A 23996-nucleotide genomic window follows, 5' to 3' on the forward strand; every position below is an offset into this window, starting at 1 on the left:
GCGATGCACCCGGGCCTTCTCAAAAAGCCTCCTTAGCATGCAAACCGCCCTTAAGCGCCATTGCCGCAGCTTGAAGGCTTGCGATCCAGAGTCACGCAGCGAGTCTTGGCTGCCTGTCTTGCTCAGGCGTCTGCGGTTTTCTGCGTTATACTCGAAGCATCAGAGATGAAAACACAGTCCCCGTCGGGTAGTCGAGGGCGTACGGCACAGGCGCCGTATCAGTAACCTGCCTCCTTGGTTGTCCCTTCTCTGCATGGTGTGTCTACATAAAGGAGGAACAAGCCATGCGGATCAGCGTGTCATCCACCCTGACCTTATTCCATGATGGGCAATTTTGGGTGGGTATCATCGAGCATGTTGAAGACGGGCGTCTTGGAGCTTCTCGCATTGTGTTTGGAGCAGAGCCTTCAAATGAAGAGGTTTTGCATTTTGTGATTGAAAAATGGCAAACCCTCGCGTTTGGCGGTGTACAGCTTTCTGCTGCCAAGCCTTTGGCAGCAAACCCAAAACGCCGTCAGCGCGAGGCAGCACGGACTGCTCAGCGGGCGCCCATGAGCACGAAAGCGCAGGCAGCCCTGGCTGAGCAGCGAGAAGAGCTCAGGCAAGAATCGTTGCGGAAGCGAAAAGAGCGCTATGCCAGCGAAAAGAAAGCTCGTTTCGAACAGCGTGCCAAATCGCGCAAGGAGAAGAGGCGCGGCCATTAGTCCGTGAAGCGAGGGAATGCGAGATAGAGAGAGGTCTGTGTTGCGAGTACGTAGGTGCTGCGGTGGGGGCTTTTGCATACTTAGGAGACGTCTGAGAGGCCTCGGATGCATCGCCAGATGCAGACGGGGTCTCGAATTGTCTCCGTGTATGCAAAAGCCCCTAGCTGTGGTATCCATACGCCTAGTAACAAAACCAAGGGATACTCCCTAGATAACGTGTTACTTCAGCTACAATTCAAACTACACGTAATAGCCATCACACTCTTCGTAGAGAAGATGAGCCAACCTCATCAGCTGGCAAGAATATGCACTTAAGGGGCGTGTAGTATGAGGCAATCAGCGCGCAATGGATCATGGTATAAGAACTTACTAGTTGTGATATTAAGTATCACAATGATACTAGCAAATTCAAATATACAAGCATATGCCCAAGTGCTGGCTCCAGAGAGTCCCCAGAATTCAGAGATAGCGCTAGAGGAAACGCAACCTGTAGGGCCATCGGAAGATGCACCTACAAACATAGAAGTGAAATCGGTGGATTCCGAGAAAACAGACGCTGCCGCAAAAATGGAAGGTTCCACGAAGCTGGAGGACGATCTGGCATTCGAGCCGGAGCAACCCGCCGATTCGTCTCGTGATAAAGAGGCGCAGCTGGACGCAGGACAGCTGAGGGAAAAGCTGGAATCCCAGGATACCCAGCTCAAGCAGGCTTCCGTCGCAGACGGTTCGCGGCAGGCAGCCGGCCCCTTCGAGGTGACCGGCGGCGTCGCGGGCACAGATTATAGCTATAGCGGCACGGTTCTCACGGTTCTGACCTCTACACCCCTCACCCTCTCGACCCCCGCTCCCACAAGCTCCACCATTCAGATCAATCCCGGCGTTCACAGTGAGATCACCTTGGCGGGAGTGCGCATCCAGAACGCTTCGCTTCCTGCCATCAACCTCATCACCAACATCAACGACACGGCTACAGGCGCGCCTGCGACCGACGGCTCCCAGATCAGGAACCCCACCTCTCTCTACCTCAAGATCAAGGACGGGAGCACCAACAGCCTTACCACGGCGAGCCCCACCAACAATGCAGGCATCCGTTGTGGCGAGGGCTCCGTCCTCACCATCGATGACGAGCTGGACAACCGCCTTGCCAATGGTGGCGAGGCCAAGGTCGAAGGAGAGAAGGTCGTCGAGCCAGCGGTGCTCGTGGGTGGCAAGGAGATTGCCGCCGGCACCGCTTCTACCGAGCTCGACAGCCCAAATCCCGGTACCCTCTCCATTGTGGGCGGCGGCTATGCCCCAGGTATAGGGGGAAGCCCCGCTGAGAACGGCGGCACCATGACGTTCAACGGCGGCAACCTCGACGTGCGTACCTATGGCTGGGACTCTTCCGGCGAAGGGGCTGCGAGTTACTCGGCAGGCATCGGCGCCGCGGGATCTGCAGACGGCACCGCTACCGTCATGACCTTCAATGGCGGTACCATCCACGCCTATGGCGGCCTCCACGGCGCCGGCATTGGTGCGGGTCATAGCGGCCACGACGGTTTTGTGGGGGACCGCCAGCCCAACGCCATCCCCAGCCGCGGCACCACCCGATGCACTGGAGACAACCCCAACGTCGCCGGCAACATCACCATCAACGGCGGCTACATCTATTCTCAGGGCGGCTGGCATGGCGGCGCGTTTGGAAGCGCCTGCTGGTCCTCCAACAAGGGCAAGACCATCAAAGTGACCGGAGGCACTCTCATCCCTGTTCCCGGCAGCGGCGGAGGCGGCGCCCACACCGGCGACTATAGCGTCTTCCCCGAGATCGGCGGTTCCAAGGGCTATGTGGAGATCACCGGCGGTTCGGTGCGCTGCTCGGACCCCGCCACCCGCTTCCAGGGCATCGGTTCCACGGCCTGGGGAAACAGCAACTACCTTGAGCCTGGCTACAACACGGGCAACCCCAACGATCCCAACAAGGTCTTCATGGTGACCATCGACCTGTCCTCTGAGATCAAGGGCAACGGGGCCGCCGGCAACAACCTCATTTGGGACTGGGAGCTGCTGGTGGCCAACGAGCCCTACAACTACGGCGCCCCTCAGCAGTTCGACAACGGCAAGCTCTACCTGTGGCTGCCTAAATCTGCCACCCAGGAGCAGGTGACGGTGAACCTCTCCTACATCGACGATGAGGGCAAAGTCCAAAAGATCAACCCGCTGTTCCGCAACCCTGGGCAGGTGGACACCCTCAAGCGCTACATCGACTTCGAGCTGCCCAAGACCTATACGGATCACCTTTCTAAATACTATGACGGACTGCCCTTCGAGGCCTACGACCTAGGGGGTACCGACGAGAACGGCAACCCCAATGCCATCACCACCAAAGAAGACATGCCCAAGACACTCAACGACCCTCGTGCGGTGGATTGGCGCTATCAGCGCTTCACCGAGCGAGGCGGCCAGCCTCTGGGCCCCGAGGTCTCTGATAACAACCAGATGCCCTCCGACGTGGGTGTCATGCGCTTTGTGATGACCTCCACCCAGTACTCCAACAACCCGGCTCCGGAGTACAAGGACTTCCGCGAGAACTATTGGGGCCACCGGGCTTACGGCTGGTGCGACATCTCGCCGGTGCCTTCCTCCATCAAGCTGGTGGACGCTACCTGGGTGGAGGACAGCCAAAAGGGCGATATCGCCCACGACTCCCGCAAGGCCCTGCAGGTCACCTGCGAGATCGAGGGCGGCGTCTTTGAGGACGGCACCCACACCGCCGACACCTGCAAGGCTCCCCACGGCCGCATCCAGCTCTTCATCGACGACGAGCCCCAAGGCGACCCTATCCCCATCCTCTTCCAAGACACCGAGGTCGAGGTTGCCGAGAAGACCGCCCTCAAGCGCGCCAGCGCTGCCAAGGCCGGCACCAAAGTCTTGATGCCCAAGAATGCCACCGAGGTGCCCAACGGAAAGGGCGGCTCTACTACGGTCTTCAACTACGTCTTCACGCCGGCTGACTCCGACTATCTGGTGCCCAAGGCCACCGGCGACAACAAGCACGAGGTCTCGGTGCAATTCCTACGACCAGACGCCGACTATCAAGGCCCTGCCAACTACCTGGAGAGCACCAACCCTGCAGAAAACGACAGCGTGCCCAGCGCTGAGGTGCACATAGCAAGCCCCAGGTGACCGCTGACAGTCTGCCCGACGGCGGCAGCTTCACCCCAGTGGAGGGCGTCAACGATCCCGAGGCCATCAGCGGCCACGGATCTCTGCACCTCATCTACCATGCCAACAACGATGACGGCAGCCCCGCTGGCGAGGCAGTGCTCAAGGTCAAGTCGCCCAGCTCAGGCGCCTTCACCCTCACCGACAGCAATGGCGGCATCGTGCGCGCCTACCTGCGCGCAGATGACAGCGGCAACCCTATCCAAAACGCCGACGGCACCTACGACCTCATCGTGGACCCCGAGGCTGTGGGTCAAACCGAGCTGCACCTTACCCAAGAGGCCAACGGCGCCTATCTGCCCAGCCACTTTGTCTACGACATCACCGTGGACCCCGCTCCAGACATCCCTCCTGCGCCCAAACTGGACAAGCAGGTGGTGAACCTCACCCATCCTGACGGCCCCACCCAGCCGGGCGACCTGCTGGCCTACCAGGTCATGGCCTCCAACGAGCGCGAGGGATCGGTCTGGGAGGACGCCCTGGTCACCGACCAGCTGCCCGCCTGCCTCACCCTCGCTGCCGACAAACCCGTCCACCTCACCAACAACAACACCTTGGCTCCCTTCTCAGGCGAGCTCACCCAGGTGGCAGCCGCAGCCGATGCTCCTGCCTCCGGCCAGTACAGCGTTGCCACCGCAGCCAACGGCCAGCAGACGCTCAAGTTCTTTATGGGAGACATCATCGCCTCCACAGAACAGACGCCCCAGAGCGCCACGGTGGCCTTTATCTGTCGAGTGAACGACGATGCCCCAGGCCAAGTGCTGGACAACATCGCCACCTCGCCCGAAGCTCCCGCTTCCCCTGAGTCGCCTAACACTCCCATTGCCGGTCCGGCTACACCCTCTGGCAAGCCCGGCGAGAAGGTCTCACCGGCCGACCCCAAAAAGGACGATCTCGCTCTGGCAAAGAGTTTCAAGAACCTCACCCATCCTGACGCTACCGGCGTGCAGGTGGGCGACAAGGTGGCCTATAGCTGCACCTTTACCAACAACGGCGCAGCCAACTCCAGCCTGCTCTTTGCTGCCGTCTCCGATCCGCTGCCCTCCGGCCTCACCTTCATCCCCGGCACCCTCCAGCTTACCGATGCCGCCGGCGCCACCCACCAAGTCCCCGACAGCGCCTACCACGCCGATTCCCATACCATCGCTCTAAGCCTTGGCAGCCTTCCCGGCGGCACCAGCGCCACGCTCACCTTCCAGTGCCAGGTGAACCCCGAGGCACTGGAGCAGCCCCTGGCCAATCAGGCTTACGGTACCGGCACGCTGCCCTCAGACCTTCCTGCCGAGAAGCCCGACCCCTCAAACCCGGACGACCCCTCTGACCCCGACGACCCAACCAACCCCACAGACCCGGATGACCCATCCAGTCCCTCAGACCCCACGAAGCCGCAGGTGCCTGAAGAGCCTGGCCTTCCGGTGGACCCAGCTCTCTTCGACGAGCCGCTGGCCTCCAGCGCTCCCGTGGAGCCCGACTCTGTGATCCCGGCCGATGCCACTTCCAAGGATATGGCAATCACCAAAGAGGCTGCCAACCTCTCCCATACCGACGCCACCTACGAGGGGGATATCATCCGCTACACCCTCACAGCCAAGGCGTTGACGCCCGGTGCTGGTTGGATGGAGGTGGTCCTTCGCGATCAGCTGCCCCAAGGTCTCGATTATGTGGCAGGATCTGCGCACTTGCGCGATCAGGGCGGCACTCTCTATGCTCCCACCGATGCCATCTTTGATCCAGCCACCCGTACCCTGGCGGTGTACGGCGGACATCTCTGGGGCGGCCACGACCTGGAACTCACTTTTGAGGCCCGAGTCAATCATGAGGGTGTAGGCGCCGACATTGGCAACGTCGCCTATCTAGGTGGCCATAAACCGTCTCAATGGAAGGAAAACCAACCTTCTGATGGTGACGATCCCGATAAGCCCAACAACCCCAACAGCCGCGGGCCCAAGCCTGGCGACCCGGCTTCCGGCAGCGAGCTTTGGGACGAGTTCGCCAGCTCCAACCTTGTGATACAGAGCTCGGTCGCCTATCCGGTGGGCGCCGATGTGACCCAGGGCGGCGCCGTGCTTCCCGCACCGGATGGCAAGACGGTGGCCCCTGCAGGTAAAGTCGCCATCCCCAAGACCGGTGACGAGTCCCTGCTGCCCGGCATCATCGGGCTTGCAGTGGCAGCGCTTCTCGGCAGCGGAGTGGTGCTGCAGCGTAGGCGCAGCTAGAAGCCCGCGCTTAGAGCACTTGCAGAGCCTCTCGTCTTATAGCGAGAGGCTCTTTTTTGGCACTCCAAAGGGCAGCGCTGTTTTTACGGAGTCATGTTTGTGATGCGGTAGCTGGGGCTTAGGCAGATTTTATTGATGGGACGAAATCTGCCGCTCGATTGTCTCCGTGTATGCAAAAGCCCCCGAAGAAGCATGAAGCCCAACGTAGCGCTAGTCCAGCTCTTCTCGGTATGGAATGGACACCTGGGCGCCAAGTCGAGTGACCGTCAGGGCAGAGGCTCGGGTGGCAAACGCGAGGGCATCAAAGAATGACGCGCCTTCCAGTCGAGCTGCCGCCAGCGCTCCCAAGAAGGTGTCGCCGGCCGCAGTGGTGTCTACTGCCTCGACAGGAAGCGCCTCGACAAGCCGAGCAGAGAGTTCCAGTGGCGCAGTTGGGCGCAGGTTAGAGGAGAGAAGCCAATCGTCGGAAGCTGGAGTGCTTCCATAGGCGCCACGCTCGCCCAGCGTGATCGCCACCTGGCGCACTCCCGCCTCATGAAGCTTTGCGGCAGCGGCCTCGCAGTCCACCAGCGAGATAGGCAGGATGCCGCAGACGATCTCGCACTCCGTCTCATTAAGGCACACCAGGTCGCAGCAGGAGAGAAGATCGGCGTCCATGGGCGCTGCGGGCGCGGGGTTCACCAGGGTGTAAAGCCCCAGTTCATGCCCGGTGCAAATAAATGTGCGGACTGCCTCAGGGGCGCATTCAAACTGAGTGAGCGCCATATCGCCCGACTCTGCCATCGACTCCAACGCTTCGCGCACGAAGTCTGGCCCAAAGCCGCCATTGGCGCCGGGGTTAAGGATGATGCGGTTCTCGGCATCGCAGCGAACAATGATGGCCGTGCCTGTGGGAAGCGTGCTGTGACCCAAGTGGCGGGTATCTATGGAATCGGCTTCCAGCATGGCGCGCAGCTCACGGCCAAAGGCATCGTCGCCCACCTCGCCTATGAAGCTCACTGGAGCTCCAAGTCGCGAGGCGGCCACTGCTTGGTTGGCTCCCTTGCCGCCGGGAGTGGTCATAAAGTTCGAACCAGTGAGGGTTTCTCCTGCCTGAGGCATCCTGTCCACCTGGATGCTCAGGTCCATGTTCATACTGCCACATACGACGAGCTTTGCCATAGCCACTCCTTCGTGCCGGTCGCCTTTGCCTTCACTCTAACCCAGGTGGCGGCGCGGAGGGTTTCTCGGCAGCAGGGCAGGAGGACAAACAGGGAGGCGCCCGCGCATGACGGGCGCCTGTACAGACGAGAGCGCAGGCAGAATAAGGCGCCGCTTAGAACGACAGCGACGTTCAGAAAGCGAGTGATGCTTAGAGAGAGCCCCGCAGCTCAGAGAGAGCGACCCGTGAGGCCTTGTGCTTGCTAAGGCGACATCTAAAAAACGCCCCCACTGAATCATTAGATGCAGTGGGGGCGTTCGAACTTTCTCCATGTATGCGCAAGGCCTATAGAGACAAAACCTTAGAGAAACGTTACTCCTCGCCAGTGACGTCCTCGGTGACCTCGGCGTATTGGTGGCCGTTCTCATCGGTGCCAACGGTGATGTGCTCCTGGAGGATCTCGTCCTCGGCGCCCTCGATGGCCTTGCCAACCTCAGGATCGTTGTACTTGTCCTCGATGTTGTAGTTGGGCTTGATGGAGGCCTCCATGGAGTGGGTCTCGTCCTCGAGCTTGCCCTCGGCGATAACGTCGTCAACCAGCGTCTGCTCGGCCTTCTTTGCGTCCATATGCTCAGACATTGGAGTCCCCTTTCTGTGCCGGGCGCCTTAAGGCGTCGGATCGAATTGTCTGCGTCTAAGGTGTGCCCAACCAAGCGATTCCTAGTCCTTGCAACTTCTGACCCCACTGTTTGCGCAAACCCCTCTGGTTTCTTGCTGCCGAGAAACCCCTGCCCCTCAACCTGCAGCTCTTGTTGGGTATAGACCTCTGCGCGCAAAGATCAACAGGGGCGATTTAATGACATCACAGAACACATCCCACAACGCCGCCGCGCCTACCGAGTACGCGGGACAGACGCAATCCACCACACACGCCGCATCAGGGCAGTCAAGCTCCCCTTCGCAACCTGCCGCACAGCCCATGACATTGGAGCAAAAGATTCAACATCGCAACCAGGTGATCACTCGCACGGGCACTGTGGGCATAATCGCTAACGTAGGGTTGGCTTTGGCAAAGGCGGTCATTGGCCTCATCGCCAACTCGCTGCCTATCGTGTTGGACGCAGTGAACAGTGCTACTGACGCCCTCTCCTCCATCGTCACCATCATCGGCGTGAAGCTGGCGGGCAAGCCTGCCGATAAGGAACATCCCATGGGCTATGGGCGCGTGGAGTACTTGTCGGCATTGCTGGTGGCCACGGCAGTCTTTGCCACCGGCATCATCACCATGCGCGACTCCATCCTCAAGGTGATTCACCCGGAGCTGGCCCATTACGACCTGGTGGCCGTCATTGTCATCGTGCTCTCCATCGCCATGAAGATCTGGCTGGGGCTCTATACCCGCAAGCGCGGCAAGGAGACCCAATCGGAGGCCCTCGACGCCTCGGGCATCGACGCGCTCTTCGATGCGGTGGTCACCGGCGCCACCTTGGTGGGCATGTTCATCACCATGATCTGGCACATCACGTTGGACGGATGGATCTCAGCGTTCATCTCGGCTGTGGTCATCAAATCCGGTTGGGATATGTTGGCAAATATCATCAACGAGATCCTGGGCGAGCGTATCGACCCCACGCTGGCCAAGGAAGTGCGCCAGGAGGTGGAGTCCTTCAAGCCTGTCATTGGCGCCCATGACCTCTACCTCGACTCTTATGGTCCCAACTCCATGATTGGCTCCATTCACCTGGAGGTGCCGGCCCAGCTTACGGCGCAGGAGATAGACAAGCTTTCCCGAGCCATCTCCAAAGAGGTCTTTGACAAGCACCACATCATCCTGACCTGCGGCATCTACGGCGCCGATCCCAACGATCCGCAGTGGCGCGCCTTCAACCAGTCCATCCACGACGAGGTCATGCGCCATCCAGGCGCCCTGTCCATGCATGCGCTCTACGTCGACCATGCAAAGAGGCATGTGACCCTTGATGTGGTGCGCGATTTTGGCGTCACCAACGTGGAGGAGTTTCGCCAGCAGATCATCGACGACCTCACCCGACTTCATCCCCAATACACCTACACTGTCCACGTAGACGTAGACTACGCCGAGTAACGCTTTTCTTGCCTTCAGGAGGACTCCCTATGGCTACCTATAAGGCCAAGCAAATGATCGTGATGCGCCGCGACCTCAAGATGCGCAAGGGAAAGATCGCCGCTCAGGCAGGGCATGCCTGCGTGGATGCCACTCTTAAGGCGCTGGCTGCTCACGCTGCCAATGGCCGCGGCGTGGCGTTGGAGGAAGACGGCGAACCTCGCTTTGCTCCCAATGACGAATCTCCTTTGGCCGCCTGGTTTGGCGCCGGCGTGGCCAAGGTGTGCGTCTACGTAGATGGGGAAGATGCCCTGCTAGACATTGCCCAGCAGGCCATGGACCAGGGTTTTTTGGTCTCGTTGGTGCGCGACGCCGGCATCACCGAGTTCCACGGCGAACCCACTTACACCTGCCTGGCCCTAGAGCCCCTCTTCCCCGAGCAGGTAGACCCCCTCACCGGCGACCTGCCCCTCTACTAGCTCTCGCCCGCGTCCATGCTGCGCCTTGTCATCTCCCCCGCAAAAAAGATGGTCGCCGAGGACTCGTTGCCCTCAGTCACCACCCCGCGCTTCGCCTCCGATGCCCAAGCGCTTACTTCGCTGTTGCGCTCCCTTCCTGCCGAGAAACTCCAGCGCCTCTGGCGCACCTCTGACGCGCTTACGGCCCGCTGCCTCGCAACCCTAGAGGCCTGGGAACCCGCGGGGCCCGCATCGCCTCCCGCGCTCCTGGCCTATCAAGGCATCCAGTACGCCCGTATGGCGCCGGCAGTGATGACTCAACGGCAGCTAGACTACCTTCAGGATCACCTGAGGATCCTCTCAGGACTCTACGGCCTGTTGCGCCCCTTTGACGGAGTCTGTCCTTATCGGCTGGAAATGGGCGCCAAGTTCTCTGAGCCCCTGTGCGTCGTCGGGCAGGGAGCGCCCGTGTGCAATCTTTATCAGTACTGGGGCGACCGACTGGCTTGGGCGTTGGTGCAAGAAGGCACAGACGTGCTGGTCAACGTGGCTTCCGAGGAGTACGCCAAGGCGGCATGCAGCGGTTCTGGCACGTCTGAACTGCTTGCGGACGCCGGTGTCCAGGTGGTCACTTGCCTCTTTGGCACCGAGAAGGGCGGCCGCTGGCTGCAGCGCGCCACTGCGGCCAAGGAAACTCGCGGGACGTTTGTGCGCTGGTGCGCCGAGCATGAGGTGTGCGAGGTAGGGGAGCTTTCCGGTTTTGAGGAAGCCGGCTATCGACTGGATGAGGAACGCTCACAGGCGGGTAGTCATCGACTGGTGTTCTCGCGCTTGCCGCAAGAATGATTGCATATATAGTGAGCGCGACTTTACTGGCGGCCTATGCTGGTTCTGGCGATGTGTCCCGTTAGACCCTGTGGGCGCGATGGAGCACTATATAGCCGGCGATGCCTGCCGCCGAGAGCGCAAGAAGGCTGCAAAAGAGACCTCGGTAGCCCAGGACGGGCACCACGAACCCAAAGGTGATGGGGGAGATGCCGCAGGCGAGGTCGGTCATCATGTAGAAGGTGGCGTTGGCCACGGTGTAGCGCGACCTGCCTAGGTACTGGGTGGAAAGGGCCAGGCCGGTGGGTTGGATGGCGCCCAGGCCATAGCGGATAAGAGCCGCCGCTGCCAGCAGCTCGATGCCGTTGGTAGAGAGCCCCATCAAAAAGATGCCGGCGCCCAAAGCGATGAAGCCGGGGACGATGAGCAGCGTGGGCCTTCGGCGCTCTCTTGAGGGGTGAGGGGGCTGGCAAGGATCACTGCGAGGAAGGCGGCCGCCGCAAAAGCGTGCCGCCAAACAGCCGATAGTGAAGATGCCTGTGGCGATGGAGACGCAGGAGATGTCGCAGCCATAGCGGCTATGTGGCCCTGGTCCCCGCCGACCACCCCTACGCCCGCCGAGCCTCCCTCGCCATTGAGGAGTTCGACCGCGAGCCTATGGTGCAGATCAATCCTCGGCGCGGCACCAACACCGACGCCCTCCTTGCCGAGAAAGACGTCCATCCCGACGTGCGCTTTTATACCTCTGATTTCACTACCGCCAAGGCCATGGTGGGGGCGGGATTGGGCATCTGCCTCACTATCGACCTGGTGGGCTCTGTAGCAGGGACAGGCGCGGCGGTGGTTCCCATCTGTGGCGTGGACCCCTTTGTCTTTGGCATCGCCCACAGGGGCTGGGAGACGCTCTCTGCCCCGGCCATCGCCTTAGTGCGCGAGCTCGAGGCCCATAGGGCGCCCGAGCTCGCCTAAGTAGTACGGAGCAGCGGCGCGGTGAGCCGCGGCCGGATTTTAGAGGCAGGCCTTGTGCTACTGGCAGGCCTTGTAGATCTTTACGATGTCTTGGGGCGTGAGGTCCACGAACCCGGCGATGGCCGGGTTCTTGTGGCAGGCCTTCTCGGCCATTTGCTCGAAGTGCTCGTCATCTATATCGATGGCAGTGAGAGTGGGTGCCAGCTTGAGGTCGTTCACAAAGAAGCTCTGGAGGGCGTCGATGCCGGCGTTGGCGCGCTCCAGGTCGCTCAGGGCAGGATCGGTGATGCCAAAGACGTTCTGGGCGAACTGCACCAGTTTGGGCAGCGTGCCGTCTGGGTCTTTGGCCAGCACGAAGCGCATCCAGGCAGGAGTGAGGATGGCCAGGCCCAAGCCATGGGTGATGTCGTAGAACGCCGAGAGCTCATGCTCCATGGGGTGCACGCTCCAAGCTTGGGTCTTGCCGCCGTCGGCAAAGCCATTGATGGCCCAGCTGCTGGCCCACATGAGGTTGGCGCGGGCCTCCCCGTTGGCGGGATCCGCCATGGCGATGGGTGCGAACTTGATGACGGTGCGCAGCAGGCCCTCCATGAAGGTGTCCAGGAAGTAGAGGTCCTTGTCCTGGGAGAAGTAGGTCTCGCAGGTGTGGCTGATGATGTCTGCCGAGCCGGCCGCCGTCTGGAACGGTGGCACCGTATAGGTGTTCTGAGGATCTAAGAAGCTGGCTTTTGGCAGCAGGCACGCTGCGCCGCGGCCTTCCTTCTGATGGGTCTCAGGATTGGAGATCACGCCGCCCGAGTCCATCTCAGAGCCCGTGGCCGCAAGGGTAAGCACGGTGACCAGCGGAAGCGCGTCGTCGATGGGCGTGGTTTTATCGGCAAACCAGTCCCAGGGGTCGCGATCGGCCTTGGCGCCCGCGCAGATGAACTTGGAGCAATCGATGGTGGAGCCGCCGCCTACGGCCAGCACTACGTCGACATTGCCTTCCTTGCACATCTGGGCGCCCCTGCGCACCGAGGCGATGCGCGGATTGGGCTCGATGCCGCCCAGCTCGATCACCGAGAGTCCTTGCGCCTGCAGCAGCCCCATAATGCGGTCATAGAGGCCGGTGCGCTTGATGGAGCCGCCGCCGTAGGTGAGAAGCACGCAGGATCCGTAGGAGGCCACTACCTCGCCCAACTTGTCAAACTGATCGTCACCAAAGTAAATAGTGGTAGGGATGGAGTAGACAAACCCGTTCAATGGAGCTCCTCTCTTCGAGGCGAATCCGCGCGCTTTGGCCTCGCCTCTCCCAGTTGGCCGCGCCAACCATTGGCTATAAGGTTGCTAGTAGTGTAACCCGCAACGACCGCGCTCCCCCAAATGGGCGCGTTATGGTAGGGCGGTCGATTTAGGATGCAGCGTCCGCAGGAGGTGGCAGTCATGTGCGGCAGGTTTGTACCCTTGACGCTCAGGCAAGTGATGGCGGTGCTCCAAAGCCTGGCTCGCGGCCGAGCCACCGGCGACTATAGCGACGTTCCTCTGGGTGGCCTCTGGAACGTTGCCGAGAAGGACGCCTTTCCCGGCGCCCAAGCTCAGTTGATTTTGCCCTACGCGCTGGCCGAGCGCGCATCGCTGGTTGATCCGGCCTTGCAAGTCTCCGCCGATCCGCTGACGCCGGGGGCGATGGATCCAGAGGCGCGGCCTGCGGCGCCCCCTGGCGGCCCTGCGCCGGACGCCATGGGCCCCGACGAGCTTACTGCTGCGCCTATGAGCTGGGGTTTCTCGGTACCTTGGAAAGCCAGGGGCACCGTGTTCAACACGCGCATCGAGACGGCGCTGGGGGACCTGCAGCAGGGCTACGGCTTTTGGAAAGATCCCATCGAACATGGACGATGCGTAGTACCTTGCCGCCGCTTCTTCGAGGCCAGCGACATCGAGACGGTCACCAGCAAGCGCTCGGGCAAGCAGATCAAACGCATCTATAGCTTTAGCTCGCCCGATGCCCAGGTCACATTGCTGGGCGCGGTCTCTGATGGCCAGGTGTTCTCCATTGTCACCACCGAGCCCAACGCTACCATGGCGCCCATCCACCGCCGTATGCCACTGGTGCTCGAGCCCGAGGAAGTGGCCATTTGGCTGGGCCCCCATTTTGCGAGCTTGGCCAACCGCAGCGCCACTCCGCTCTCGTCTGAGCCTGAGGATCCCGGCCAGGCCACGCTGTTCTAGCCGGCAGCGAGCGCGCTGGCAGGATGGGCGCTGGACGATGGTACGCCTTGGCTCGCTGGTATGGCTGGGCGCGGGTTGGCCGTTGGCACGAGGTGCGGTTAGGCGATGGCAAAGCTGGCAGAAAGGTGCACTAAACGATGGATTTGGGCGAAATCCATCGTTTAGGAGGCGCTCGTGCCAAGATTGCCATCGTTTGATGCCGAGAAACCCCACCATCTCAATGGGCGCCCATTCTGTTGCCGCACGAAAAAGGCCCCCGGCATCGCAAAGATGCCGGGGCCCTAGCTATTAGGAGCTCGAGAGAAACGGGGCACTTTGTGCAGCAGCTTGGGTGCAGGCGGCTGGGTTGCCAGCCGCACCGGCTGCGGCGGTCTGATTGCAGGCGGCCGCGGCCGCAGGGATCGCTATTCAGCTTGCAGCGTTAGGCCACAAGCCCGCTGTTAGTTGTTGGCCACAAAGTAGCGCACCATGGGAGCGTAGCGCTTCTCGATGTCCTGGTGCACAGACAGGAAGGTGTCCTTGCCCGCAGGAGTGGTGGCAAAGCGGAAGGTGTCCCACTTGCCGTCCTTAAGGACGCGCTCCAGGTTGCGGCGGGCCTCACGGTTGAAGAGCTTGTCCAGCAAGCCGGCGCCCAGCACAAAGGTGAGCAGCGCGGCGACGTCGCGAGTCATCTCGCCCTTGCCGTCCAGAGCCTTCTCGATGGTGTCCACCATCTGCTTGCGGGCAGTGGGGGCGGGCACAAAGACGACCTGGTTCTTGGCAGCCTTGATGAGGCCCTCGTCGCGCAGGGGATCGGCGACAGCGGCCAGGAAGGAAGCGGCGCCGTCACCCTTGCCAGAGAAGTGCTCGATGAACTTCTGCACGTTCACCACGCGGCGCTCTTCTACATAGGTGTAGCAGGTCAGCAGGTCTGCCTGCTTCTTGGTGGGCTCTGCGGAGGGACGAAGCTCGGTGCCGTCCTCGCTCAAGTGCAGATAGCCGTCGCTCACCAGCTCATACATGGCTACCACGGGCAGGGTGGCGGCAGCCTCCTTGGAGGCGAAGGCGCCCTTGTCGTCCAAGGCGCAGAGCAAATACTGTTGAGTCAAAGATACGTTCATAAGAGATCTCCCTCAAAAGAAGCGTGCCAACCAAAATGGCGGCCTGAGCTTTGAGCCAAGGCAGGCCCAAAGGTTTTCAGTGGCGATATGTACCCACTTGGCGTGCAGAATTTGTGTCCATGCACATGCAGCAGGTGCAGCACGGGCGCTAGGCGGCCTTCCGCCTGCGCCGATGCGCCGCCTCGCGGCGAAGCGGCGCGCGGTGGCGCAAGCCTACCGGCGATAAGGGCGGTCGTCGCGCATCAGGCGAGGCCCAAAGAAGCCCATGAGGCCCAGGCCAACCGAGAAGAGCAGCCCAAAGAAGCCGATCTTCAAGATGAAGGCGATGGACGCCATGGCCAGGTAGGCCTCGGTGTAGAAGTCGCCGCGGAACACGATGGAGGCGTCCGGGGTGCCCTGAGTGAGCATTACGATGCCCAGAGCCAGGGCGAAGACGCCGCCAAAGAAGCCCAGCCAGTCATAGACCTTGCGGGCGCGGCGGTGTCCCAGGTGCGACAGCTCGCGGTCGATGCGTGCCTGCTCGGCCTCGCTGGCGGAGGCAGGAACCCCAGGCTTAGGCGCATCAGGCTTGGGTGCGCCAGGCGCGGGCGCATCCTTGGGTGCCGGGGCGCCTGCAGGTTGGGAGGGGGCGGGCTTCTCGGCAGCAGGGGCATCGGGGTTCCCAGAAGGGGGAACTGGGCCGTCAAACTGCTTGGCCTCAGGGCTCTCGGGCTCGATGTAGTTGGGGTAGACGGACTCATCGTCATCATCCATGGTCTCTTTGACCTGAGGCTCGCGGGGGATGGCGGGGATGAAGCCGGGGTCGTGCACGGTGCCATCGCTATCTTTGTAGGGTGCTACCTCGGCCTCTGTGACCGGGGAGCAAAGGGTGCCATTGGAGTCCTGGGTGCCGGACTCAGGGGTCGGCGTATCAGTGGCCATGGAAAATCTCCCATCGACGAATGTTCATTGTTTGAGTGATACCCTAATCACTCTCGCTTCTAGACCCTCGGAAGACGACTCGTCTGGATTAGCACACCATCGACTGGCGCGGCCGGGGCATAGAGGTGGGATGGCGCAAGATATGCTGGGCATGGCGCGGGGTTGCTCTGCAGCTGCTGTGCGCAGACTGGCGCCGCGAGGAAAACCTTGGAGGGGCACTTATGGATCCCGTGCGGCTGTTTGGGTCGGTGGTAGAGCGTGCTGCCCGTCGCTCTCCGGTGCGCGCACGCACACTTTTGACCTGCGCTTATAGTGCGGTTGCTCTCAAAGGGCGCTTGACTTATCCCGGCGGCACGATCGCTGCCCAAGACCGCTGCAACGGCGCGGTGGCTTCGATGATCGTGGATGGCATGCGCCATCCCGAGCGGGCCTGTGTAGTAAACATCTTCATGCCCTGCGAACTGCTCTATGCCCTGGGGGTCACCCCCATGTTTCCCGAGGGCATCTCGGTTTATGTGGCCTGCACCTCCTGCGCAGAGGTCTTTTGCGAGTCGGCGGAGTCCTCAGGCGTCCCTGAGAGTTTTTGCAGCTATCACAAGCTCATGCTAGGCATGGAGTCCACCGGCGTGCTGCCCGCCCCTGCCTTCATCGCCAACACTACCCTGGCCTGCGACGCCAATCAGGTGAGCTTCCGCTCCTTCGCCGCCCATGCCGCCTCGCCCCACTTCACGCTGGACGTGCCTCAGGAGTTCACGCAGCAAAACATCGACTATATCGCCTCTCAGCTGCGCCAGCTGGCTCACCAGCTCGAAGAGACCTTCCATGCCAAGCTCGACCTGGGCAAGCTTCAGGAGATCTGCGAACGCTCGCAGCGCACGCTGGCCAAAGCCAAGCTCTTCGCCTCTCGCCGAGCCTCCTCCACCCTGCCCATGACCCTCACCTCCGAGCTTTGCCTTTTGGTGTGCACCCACGTGCTGCTGGGCACCCAGGCTGCCGAAACTTATCTAGACGATCTTCTGGCTGCACAAGCCTTGTCGCCGAGAAGCCCTGCCGCCGCCGCTGGGAACCCGGCGCCCCCTCGCATCTTTTGGATCCACACTCTGCCCAACTGGCAGCACTCCATGGGCCAGATCTTTGATGAGGCCCAGTCGGCTGAGCTGGTGGGCAACGACATGGCCTATGACGTGCTGCATCTGGCAGACCAGCTGGATCCTCGGGATCCCTTCGACTTCATGGCCCGCCGCCTGGTAGGAAACACCTCCAACGGCCCGGCTGCCCGCCGCGTAGAGGCGGCTCTTAAGATGGCTCAAGAGGCAGCAGCAGACGGCGCAGTGGTCTTTGGGCATTGGGGATGCAAGCAAACCTTGGGCATGGCCGGTCTAGCCGAGAAGGCTTTCGATGAGGCGGGTGTTCCTTTGCTGGTGCTCAACGGCGATGGTTGCGATCCTCGCAACGCCGCCGACGGCCCCATGGTCACCCGGGCGCAGGCGTTCTTGGAATCGCTGTCCCGCGAGCGAACTTAAGGCGGGCTTAGGGGTTTAGGCTGGGTATAACACACTTCAAATAGCTGAGCTTGGGCTTCTAGGAGGGGGTGTCCTTCTCGGCAACTACGGGCCCAAGCGCCTTTGAGGAGTGAATGCCATGAACATTATGGACGCCATCGCGCAGCGCCATTCGGTGAGGTCCTACGAGTCGCGGCCCATCGAGCCTGCCACAGCCGACCTGCTCAGGGAGCTTATCGGCACCGTCAACGAGGAGAGCGGGCTGGCGTTTTCACTGGTGGTGGACGATCCCTCTGTGTTCTCGAACCTGCTTGCCAGCTACGGCAAGTTCTCCGGCGTCGACAACGTCATCGTGTGCGCAGGCCCCAAAGGTGCAGGCTTGGGCGAGGCCGTGGGCTATTGGGGCGAGCAGTTGGTGCTCGAAGCGCAGATGCAAGGCCTCAATACCTGCTGGGTAGGGGCCACCTTTTCGCATAGGGCTGCGCTTCGCTATGTGGAGCCTGGGCAGGAGCTCGTATGCGTCATCGCCATTGGCTACGGCAAAGGTGAGGGCAAGACTCATCCGGTGAAGTCGGTGGAGCAGCTCTCCAGTGTAGTGGGGGAGGCCCCCAGCTGGTTCGAGCGAGGCATGTGGGCGGCGCAGCTGGCGCCTACTGCCCTTAACCGCCAGGGCTTCCGGGTGGAGTATCGCGGAGGCACCGTGCACCTTAACGTGGTCCCCAGTCCGTTTTCCAGTGTTGATGCAGGCATTGTTAAGCGTCATTTTGAGCTGGGAGCCGGCAGAGAAAATGTGGCGTGGTCCTAAAAACAACCATATTTTGTCCGTTAAAATACAGTAGGCCTGAACAGCGGTTTTTCCCTAAAGGATCTTGTTTTGTGGTCAAGATCCCTTATTATTTAAAACTAAATATTACTGAAAATAAATCTGAACGGTTGCGGAAAACCCCAGTTTGTGACACGCTACACCCACGGCAACTAGGTGCCAAAATATAGCATCTAACCTGTTAAGTATGATAACTTATTAACGACGATAGGGTGCTAGCTATGGCCTTGACTAAGGAAGACAAAGAACGGATGTTGGCGGCCTGGCTTAGGGTCACCGCGAGCGTCGCGCAGGTCCAACAGTTCCAGGAGCTTCGATATAACGAGGCGGTCATCTGCAACATTCTCATGAAGAACGAGGTAGAGAATCCTGGTCACAAGCTCACTGCCACGGATCTATGCAACGAGTCTCATATGCTCAAATCGCAGATGAACCGCACGCTCTCTTCCATGGAGGCCAAGGGCATTATCAAGCGGGAGCGCTCGGATGTGGACCGCCGCCGCGTCTTTACCACGCTGCGTCCCGGCTCCAACATCTACGAGCGCCAACATGCCAAGATCTTGGACATTGTGGGTGCTGTGGCAGAGCGCGTAGGCGAGGACGATGCCGATAAGATCGTGGCTATGCTCAATGCCATCAGCGAGGCGGCTGAGCAGGTGGCCCGCGAGTCCGACGAGTGCTAATCGCATAGATTGTCAAAGCAGAGGCGCCCGGTGTCCGGGCGCCTTTTACAAGGGTTTGAAGAGTCTTTCAAACTTTTTATGAGCTGTCTTCAAGGCCGCTTCAGTGGATGCAGTCAGCGAGAAGGGGAATACTCCCCCCGAACTATGACTGCAACCCACTGTGAGCAGGTGCCTCATGACGATTCGTCATCATCATATAAAGCATTCCCTCCGGGCGGGGAAGGGTCAAGCCTCCCAGGTCGAGGCTCAGGCTGCCATGAAGGCAGACGCCAGCCATATCCACGATCTCAAGCGGCAGCGCGACGCCTTGGAGCACCAGATCCGCGAGCTGGGCGACCAGCAGGCAAAACTGGTGCGCCAGCGCCGCAAAATCGATCGCCAGATAGGCCGTACTCGCTACGACGAAACCATGGATGCCTTCTTTGGCCCAGTGGTGGATGAGGAGGCACTGGAAGCCCAGCTCGACGCAGAGGCTCAGCCCTCAGACTCCTTGCAGGGCCACACAGCCACACAGGACGCTCAGAAAGCGGCGGCCTCCTCTGCGCCCGTAGTCACCCCCTCACAGCCCCAGAGCGCCTCTGAGACCCCCGCCAAAGCGCCGGCAGCGAAGGTGCGGGCTTCTCGGCTGCAGGGGCCTCGTCCCACTGCGGCAGAGACCGAGGCTGCGGGGGCTGGCATCCTTACCTCCAAGGGCTTGCATCTGCCCAGCTATGTGGAAGTGCTGGGGCACAACCTGTCGCGCTCCACCGCCATCTATGCTGTGCTGTGTCTGGTGGCCGCGGTCTTTTTGATCCCGCTGTTTGCCAGCGCGGCTGTGGTGGCCTTCACCGATCTTTCCTCGGGCGACCACGCTAACCTCATGCTCACGGTGTCCATCTTTGTGGCCGAGTCCGTGTGCATTCTGGCGCTTGCCGCCTTGCTGGCTATCCTTGCCTTTCGCATGTGGGAAGGGGAGACGCGCTTCAGGCTCCAGCTGTGCGAAGCCAGCCTGGCGGTGCTCACCGGCGCCATCCTGTGCCATGTGATGGTCTTTGGCATGACCTCGTTTTTGGTGATCTTCGCCCTCGATGCGGCTCTGCTTATCTCGCTGCACTCCTATTGGGATCCCGAGCTGGCGCTAGAGCGCGCCAACCGCCGCACTGAATCCGAGTCGCTGCGCGCCATGATCTTCTCCTCCGACGAGCGCACCAACACCCCAGGCAAGCGTCCGGGTACCGGCTACATCACCCTTAACTTCTTCAATCTCTTTTGGATCTTCGTCATCGCGTCTGTCATCGGCCTTGTGGTGGAGACCCTCTACTTCTACATTGGCAATCACTGGTGGATGGACCGCGCCGGCATGCTCTGGGGCCCCTTCTCGCCCATCTATGGCTTCGGCGCCTGCCTCATGACCATCGCCCTCAATCATTTTCACAACAAGCCGGTGGCGGTCATCTTTTTGGTGAGCGCCCTTATCGGCGGAGCTTTTGAGTTCTTTACCAGCTGGTTTATGCAGTACGCCTTTGGCGTGACCGCCTGGAATTACTCTGGCACCTTCTTGAACATCGACGGACGCACCAACTTCTTCTATATGTGCTGCTGGGGCGTCTTGGGGCTCATTTGGGTCAAGCTGCTGTTGCCGGTGATGCTCTACTTCATCAAGAAAATCCCCTGGGGCTGGCGCTACAGCCTCACGGCCATCTGTGCGGTGCTCATCCTCTTTGACGGGGCCGCCACCCTCACCACGCTGGACTGCTGGTACCTGCGCGAAGCCGGCGTGCCGGTGACCAACCAGGTGGAGCGCTTTTGCGCCGAGCACTACGACAACGCCTATATGCAGCACCGCTTCCAAACTATGACCATGCATGTGGACAACAGCGCCCGCACCCAAAGCTAGCAGCTGGGGCTGTTGGCCCAGCTGCGCAAAAGGATCCTGGGCCAGCGGGGCTAGCTCTGACGCCTGCGCACAATAGCCGAGATGAGCGCCCCTGCACCCAGCGCGCCAGCCGCCACCGCGCATCCCTTTTTAAGCCGAGAAGCCCGCGTCCCCAAAAGCTTGGCCACGTTTTCCCAGGCCTGCTCGCGTCCCAGGTAGCGGCGGTAGCGGCGCAGCTCCTCGGGGCTTAAGGGCTCGGTCTCGTCCATCTGGGGCGCACCTCGGCGGTTCATGGGGTTGTCTATCATGGCCGCCACCGTGTCCTGGGTCATCTGGGCCACAGTGGTCACTCGCTCCTGCATGTAGCCGCCGGCCAGCACGCCCAGCAAGTCCATGATGTAATCGCGGGTCTTGGGGTCGGCGTTTACCAGCTTCTCGGTCACGGCGGCCAAGATCGCAGGATCGCCGCTCATAAGATCAGAAAGCGTGGTCACCGGGATGGCCGCCAGCGCGTCGAAGAACGCAGTGAAGACATGCTTGCGCTCCTGATCGGTGGTCTCGCTGAGCCAGCGGTCGAAGGCCTGGTTGAGGCTTTTGGCTGCAGGCAAGAGCTCCTGAGGGCTTGCCGCTACAAACCGCGGCCCCCTCACCTGCCAGCTCATGGCCGAGTGCTGCATGATTCCCGTGGCGTCGCTCTCCACGATCTTGGCGTCTTGAGTTACCGATAAGAGCTGCCCCACCACGTCGAACACGGGGATAAAGGTGGAGATTCTTTCCTGGATGGCTGAGAGCTTCTCGGCAGCGAGAACCCCTTTGTCAAAGCCCGGGCCGTCGTTGTTCCACACGCGGGCGATGCGGTCTTGGATGGGCGTGGCACAGAGGGCGGCTCCGTAAATGGCCAGGTTGCCGCCTTTGGAGTGGCCTCCTACCATAAGGGGGCCCGAGGTGGAGGCGCAGGTGGTGTTGAGGTAGTCTACCGCAGAGCGCTGAGAGGCCACGGTGCCGTAGGTCATCTCGAAGTCTTCGCGCCAGCCTACCAAGGTGTCGTCGGTGCCGCGGAAGGTGACATAGGTAGAACCGTCATCTAGCGCGATGTGAAAGGCGCAAAACTGCTCGGCGCTTTCGGCATCCAAGTGAGAATAGAGATTTGAGAGCCGGGCGTTTCCAAAGCGTTTGCTGGCTCCTAGGCGCCCCGGCAAAAGGGCGGTGTAGGGCGAGATGACCCCGGCGGAGCCATAGATAGACTCTTTGTCGTGAAGCTGGCGATAGCGGACGTCGGCTTGGGCCATGGAGATGGCGCCGCCTTCCTCTACGCTAGGCACCACACCCTCGAGGGCGCAGTAGGCAAGCTGGGACAAGATAGCATTGTCTACCTCGTTAAAGGGCACTTCTGCCAAAGAGATGTCGCCAAACCAGTCCAGGTAGTCGAGCATGTCGGCCATAGGTGGATCCTCTCTGAGAGTTTCGCCTTTGGGGCGCGTAAGTTTTGTCCTCTCGATGTGTACCGAATGGTACCCGCTCTTTGCGTGCAGGCGATAATTACCATAGATATGGCTAATTGATGAGAGCTTTTGGGGAATCGGCGGCCTCGTTTTCGGGGCGCTGCGAAGAACTGTTCTAGGAGCGGTATGGCACTTTTGAGAAACGCATTGGCTCCCAAGCTGCTTTGCGCAGTGGCGATCGCGGCCCTTTGCGCCAGCCCATTGGCGCTGGTGGGCTGCGATGCCACGGCTGGCTCTGCAAGCTCGGGGCAGGTTTCCCAACAGACCACTGCCGGCAGGCGGTTTACCGTGCCGCAAGCCTTCTTTGGCTCCAAGGACGAGAAGAGCGCCATTTCCCAGCTGGAAAGCTATGGTGGCTCCGATGTGGAGCGTGACGGCGAGGGCAATTATCTGGTTACCATGAGTGACGGCAACTACGAGCGCTTTTGTGAAGACAGTCTGGTCTCCACCTGCAAAGTGCTCGACGCCATTCCTGGCTCCCGAGACTATCCCCAGATTGTGGCGGTGGACTACAACGACGACCTCACCCAGATCACCTTCACCTGCGCCAAAGACGATATGGGCAACCAAGGCCAAAATGCTGCGAGTCTTGCCATTTATGTGGTGGCGCTTCATCAGGTGATCGCTGGCCGGTCACTGGAGTGCAATGTGACGCTTCAGAATTCGTCAGGCAGCACCATTGCAACGTTCAGTTATCCTCAACTTGGGTGAACGGTAGTAAAACGTCCGTAAATGGGTTGCCCAATGCGCACTTACCATGGCCCTTTAGAGAGGGCTTTCGGGCGTTTTCCTGTACGGTAGCCTGCAGGCAGCTATAACAATGATGCAAAATAATTATTTTTTATAGTGTCTCTTATTACACGTTGAACGCAACCTGATACAAATAATAAAGCAGAAATTGATATATATAGAATATAAATTCAAATAGATTAGCATGTGTTTACTAAGGGTGTATTCAGGCATTATCTCGTGGAAGCAAAATAAGGGGAATTAGCGGGTATATTTGCATAATATATATTAAGCTTCATCATAGTGTTATGCACTATAGATGCTCACGAAATCGTAGACTGTGCGTCAGGGGCTATGCAACCAGTAATATTCTTAGCGACAGATGCAGCGGGAAAACGGTTTTCAAAGATATTGTTAAGTAACGATATGAAAGAAAAACTCCACAGTTTTTTAGGGGATTCATCAACAGTTAGCGCTAAATTGCCCCTGACTTTAGGATGTAGGAATTGGAACTAGCGCGCGTTCATCGATATGTTTGGCGCGTTTCAAACTGGTTAGGAATTACGTATAGACAAACGTCGCTAGTGGATGCATTATAGATACTAACTATCGTTCCATCTTTTCGTAGGCGCTGGAGGAGCCATGAAGAGCATTGATAGTGCTGCCATCTTTAAAGCTCTGGCAGATGAAAACCGCGTCGAAATCGTTCGTTGCATTGCACGCAATCCTGGTGTGACGGCGAGTTCCCTGCTCGACCGCCTAGATATCGCGCAGTCCACTCTCTCTCACCACATGAAGGTTCTTATTGGGGCGGGCATTGTCGTTGCCAAGCGCAAGGGCAAGTGGACCCACTACTCCATCAACCTTGATGCGGTGGATCGCTTGGAGCGCTGCGTCACCAGCTTGCGCACCCCGCGTTCGCTCAAAGTTCGTGCTGCCCGCCGCAGCACCGGGCAGGAAACAGAGCAAGAGCCTGCGGTCATTCGCATGGACGACGGACAAGATAGCGATGTGCGCCGCGTGGCTATGGAAGACTAACCACTGTTGCCTTTGGTACATAGTTCGGTCTATTCCAA

21 protein-coding genes are annotated in these 23996 nt (G+C 60.2%); 14 read left to right on the forward strand and 7 right to left on the reverse strand.

The window, feature by feature from the left end; translation table 11 throughout:
* Positions 1-284: 284 nt before the first annotated feature.
* The 3 genes from E5334_RS01890 (at position 285) to E5334_RS01900 (ending at position 6121) form a co-directional block, all read left to right on the forward strand.
* Positions 285-704 (forward strand): YjdF family protein, encoded by a 420-nt coding sequence (locus tag E5334_RS01890; protein ID WP_136011904.1) that lies wholly within the window; start codon positions 285-287, stop codon positions 702-704.
* Between the two features lie 534 nt (positions 705-1238).
* Positions 1239-3866, forward strand: a complete 2628-nt coding sequence (locus E5334_RS01895) for a hypothetical protein (RefSeq protein ID WP_136011905.1) — start codon at positions 1239-1241, stop codon at positions 3864-3866.
* A complete protein-coding gene (locus tag E5334_RS01900; protein WP_136011906.1) occupies positions 3863-6121 on the forward strand; it encodes an LPXTG cell wall anchor domain-containing protein in 2259 nt (752 codons plus the stop codon). Before E5334_RS01895 ends, E5334_RS01900 begins: the two co-directional genes overlap by 4 nt.
* Positions 6122-6331: 210 nt before the next feature.
* Here the strand turns inward: E5334_RS01900 and E5334_RS01905 are convergent, their stop codons facing one another.
* A complete protein-coding gene (locus E5334_RS01905) occupies positions 6332-7282 on the reverse strand; it encodes a ribokinase (protein WP_136011907.1) in 951 nt (316 codons plus the stop codon).
* A gap of 352 nt (positions 7283-7634) precedes the next feature.
* The gene (locus E5334_RS01910) at positions 7635-7901 is read right to left on the reverse strand and encodes a hypothetical protein (protein WP_136011908.1); all 267 of its coding nucleotides are present in this window, start codon (positions 7899-7901) and stop codon (positions 7635-7637) included.
* 217 nt (positions 7902-8118) lie between these two features.
* Here E5334_RS01910 and E5334_RS01915 point away from each other — a divergent pair, with 217 nt between their 5' ends.
* Genes E5334_RS01915 through E5334_RS01925 form a run of 3 tightly spaced genes read left to right on the forward strand, consistent with a single transcriptional unit; the run spans position 8119 to position 10649 of the window.
* Positions 8119-9366: a cation diffusion facilitator family transporter gene (locus tag E5334_RS01915; RefSeq protein WP_136011909.1), complete on the forward strand. Its 1248-nt coding sequence runs from the start codon at positions 8119-8121 to the stop codon at positions 9364-9366.
* Between the two features lie 29 nt (positions 9367-9395).
* A complete protein-coding gene (pth2, locus tag E5334_RS01920) occupies positions 9396-9824 on the forward strand; it encodes an aminoacyl-tRNA hydrolase (protein ID WP_136011910.1) in 429 nt (142 codons plus the stop codon).
* 15 nt (positions 9825-9839) lie between these two features.
* Positions 9840-10649 carry a YaaA family protein gene (locus E5334_RS01925; protein WP_275438879.1) on the forward strand — a complete coding sequence of 270 codons (810 nt, stop codon included), beginning with the start codon at positions 9840-9842 and terminating at the stop codon, positions 10647-10649.
* Positions 10650-10710: 61 nt separating this feature from the next.
* On the opposite strand, the gene E5334_RS01930 is transcribed toward E5334_RS01925, so the two are convergent.
* A complete protein-coding gene (locus tag E5334_RS01930; protein ID WP_136011911.1) occupies positions 10711-11190 on the reverse strand; it encodes an MFS transporter in 480 nt (159 codons plus the stop codon).
* A 20-nt stretch (positions 11191-11210) separates the two neighbouring features.
* On the opposite strand from E5334_RS01930, the gene E5334_RS01935 reads away from it, so the two are divergent.
* A complete protein-coding gene (locus E5334_RS01935) occupies positions 11211-11597 on the forward strand; it encodes a LysR family transcriptional regulator substrate-binding protein (RefSeq protein ID WP_167604255.1) in 387 nt (128 codons plus the stop codon).
* 57 nt (positions 11598-11654) lie between these two features.
* Here the strand turns inward: E5334_RS01935 and E5334_RS01940 are convergent, their stop codons facing one another.
* Positions 11655-12839, reverse strand: coding sequence for an iron-containing alcohol dehydrogenase (locus E5334_RS01940; protein ID WP_136011913.1), 1185 nt, complete (start codon positions 12837-12839; stop codon positions 11655-11657).
* 153 nt (positions 12840-12992) lie between these two features.
* Here E5334_RS01940 and E5334_RS01945 point away from each other — a divergent pair, with 153 nt between their 5' ends.
* The gene (locus E5334_RS01945) at positions 12993-13805 is read left to right on the forward strand and encodes an SOS response-associated peptidase family protein (protein ID WP_136011914.1); all 813 of its coding nucleotides are present in this window, start codon (positions 12993-12995) and stop codon (positions 13803-13805) included.
* Positions 13806-14245: 440 nt separating this feature from the next.
* Here E5334_RS01945 and E5334_RS01950 read toward each other — a convergent pair whose 3' ends face one another.
* The gene (locus E5334_RS01950) at positions 14246-14905 is read right to left on the reverse strand and encodes a GPP34 family phosphoprotein (RefSeq protein ID WP_136011915.1); all 660 of its coding nucleotides are present in this window, start codon (positions 14903-14905) and stop codon (positions 14246-14248) included.
* 213 nt (positions 14906-15118) lie between these two features.
* Positions 15119-15826, reverse strand: coding sequence for a hypothetical protein (locus E5334_RS08730; protein ID WP_275438880.1), 708 nt, complete (start codon positions 15824-15826; stop codon positions 15119-15121).
* Positions 15827-16047: 221 nt separating this feature from the next.
* On the opposite strand from E5334_RS08730, the gene E5334_RS01960 reads away from it, so the two are divergent.
* From E5334_RS01960 to E5334_RS01975, 4 genes are all read left to right on the forward strand, one after another.
* Complete coding sequence (locus E5334_RS01960) at positions 16048-17349, forward strand: 2-hydroxyacyl-CoA dehydratase subunit D (protein WP_136011916.1); 1302 nt, start codon at positions 16048-16050, stop codon at positions 17347-17349.
* A 118-nt stretch (positions 17350-17467) separates the two neighbouring features.
* Positions 17468-18133, forward strand: a complete 666-nt coding sequence (locus tag E5334_RS01965) for a nitroreductase family protein (protein WP_136011917.1) — start codon at positions 17468-17470, stop codon at positions 18131-18133.
* A gap of 239 nt (positions 18134-18372) precedes the next feature.
* Entirely contained in the window at positions 18373-18834 is a 462-nt protein-coding gene (locus tag E5334_RS01970) for a MarR family winged helix-turn-helix transcriptional regulator (protein ID WP_136011918.1), read from the forward strand.
* Positions 18835-19009: 175 nt separating this feature from the next.
* Positions 19010-20710 (forward strand): putative ABC transporter permease, encoded by a 1701-nt coding sequence (locus tag E5334_RS01975; protein ID WP_136011919.1) that lies wholly within the window; start codon positions 19010-19012, stop codon positions 20708-20710.
* A 50-nt stretch (positions 20711-20760) separates the two neighbouring features.
* On the opposite strand, the gene E5334_RS01980 is transcribed toward E5334_RS01975, so the two are convergent.
* On the reverse strand, positions 20761-22131 hold the full coding sequence (locus E5334_RS01980; protein ID WP_167604256.1) for an Mbeg1-like protein: 1371 nt from the start codon (positions 22129-22131) through the stop codon (positions 20761-20763).
* Positions 22132-22317: 186 nt separating this feature from the next.
* Here E5334_RS01980 and E5334_RS08610 point away from each other — a divergent pair, with 186 nt between their 5' ends.
* Together E5334_RS08610 and E5334_RS01985 are read left to right on the forward strand one after the other, a co-directional pair.
* Positions 22318-22902, forward strand: a complete 585-nt coding sequence (locus E5334_RS08610) for a hypothetical protein (RefSeq protein WP_167604257.1) — start codon at positions 22318-22320, stop codon at positions 22900-22902.
* A gap of 660 nt (positions 22903-23562) precedes the next feature.
* Positions 23563-23958 (forward strand): ArsR/SmtB family transcription factor, encoded by a 396-nt coding sequence (locus tag E5334_RS01985; protein ID WP_136011921.1) that lies wholly within the window; start codon positions 23563-23565, stop codon positions 23956-23958.
* Positions 23959-23996 lie beyond the last annotated feature (38 nt).

This window comes from Muricaecibacterium torontonense, from assembly GCF_004793925.1.
Lineage (GTDB): Bacteria > Actinomycetota > Coriobacteriia > Coriobacteriales > Atopobiaceae > Leptogranulimonas > Leptogranulimonas caecicola.

Coding starts and splice junctions, on each gene's coding strand:
- E5334_RS01890 (WP_136011904.1), top strand. CDS start 285: ATGCGGATCAGCGTGTCATCCACCCTGACCTTATTCCATGATGGGCAA.
- E5334_RS01905 (WP_136011907.1), bottom strand. CDS start 7,282: ATGGCAAAGCTCGTCGTATGTGGCAGTATGAACATGGACCTGAGCATC.
- E5334_RS01910 (WP_136011908.1), bottom strand. CDS start 7,901: ATGTCTGAGCATATGGACGCAAAGAAGGCCGAGCAGACGCTGGTTGAC.
- E5334_RS01915 (WP_136011909.1), top strand. CDS start 8,119: ATGACATCACAGAACACATCCCACAACGCCGCCGCGCCTACCGAGTAC.
- pth2 (WP_136011910.1), top strand. CDS start 9,396: ATGGCTACCTATAAGGCCAAGCAAATGATCGTGATGCGCCGCGACCTC.
- E5334_RS01925 (WP_275438879.1), top strand. CDS start 9,840: ATGCTGCGCCTTGTCATCTCCCCCGCAAAAAAGATGGTCGCCGAGGAC.
- E5334_RS01945 (WP_136011914.1), top strand. CDS start 12,993: ATGCAGCGTCCGCAGGAGGTGGCAGTCATGTGCGGCAGGTTTGTACCC.
- E5334_RS01950 (WP_136011915.1), bottom strand. CDS start 14,905: ATGAACGTATCTTTGACTCAACAGTATTTGCTCTGCGCCTTGGACGAC.
- E5334_RS08730 (WP_275438880.1), bottom strand. CDS start 15,826: ATGGCCACTGATACGCCGACCCCTGAGTCCGGCACCCAGGACTCCAAT.
- E5334_RS01960 (WP_136011916.1), top strand. CDS start 16,048: ATGGATCCCGTGCGGCTGTTTGGGTCGGTGGTAGAGCGTGCTGCCCGT.
- E5334_RS01965 (WP_136011917.1), top strand. CDS start 17,468: ATGAACATTATGGACGCCATCGCGCAGCGCCATTCGGTGAGGTCCTAC.
- E5334_RS01970 (WP_136011918.1), top strand. CDS start 18,373: ATGGCCTTGACTAAGGAAGACAAAGAACGGATGTTGGCGGCCTGGCTT.
- E5334_RS01975 (WP_136011919.1), top strand. CDS start 19,010: ATGACGATTCGTCATCATCATATAAAGCATTCCCTCCGGGCGGGGAAG.
- E5334_RS01980 (WP_167604256.1), bottom strand. CDS start 22,131: ATGGCCGACATGCTCGACTACCTGGACTGGTTTGGCGACATCTCTTTG.
- E5334_RS08610 (WP_167604257.1), top strand. CDS start 22,318: ATGGCACTTTTGAGAAACGCATTGGCTCCCAAGCTGCTTTGCGCAGTG.
- E5334_RS01985 (WP_136011921.1), top strand. CDS start 23,563: ATGAAGAGCATTGATAGTGCTGCCATCTTTAAAGCTCTGGCAGATGAA.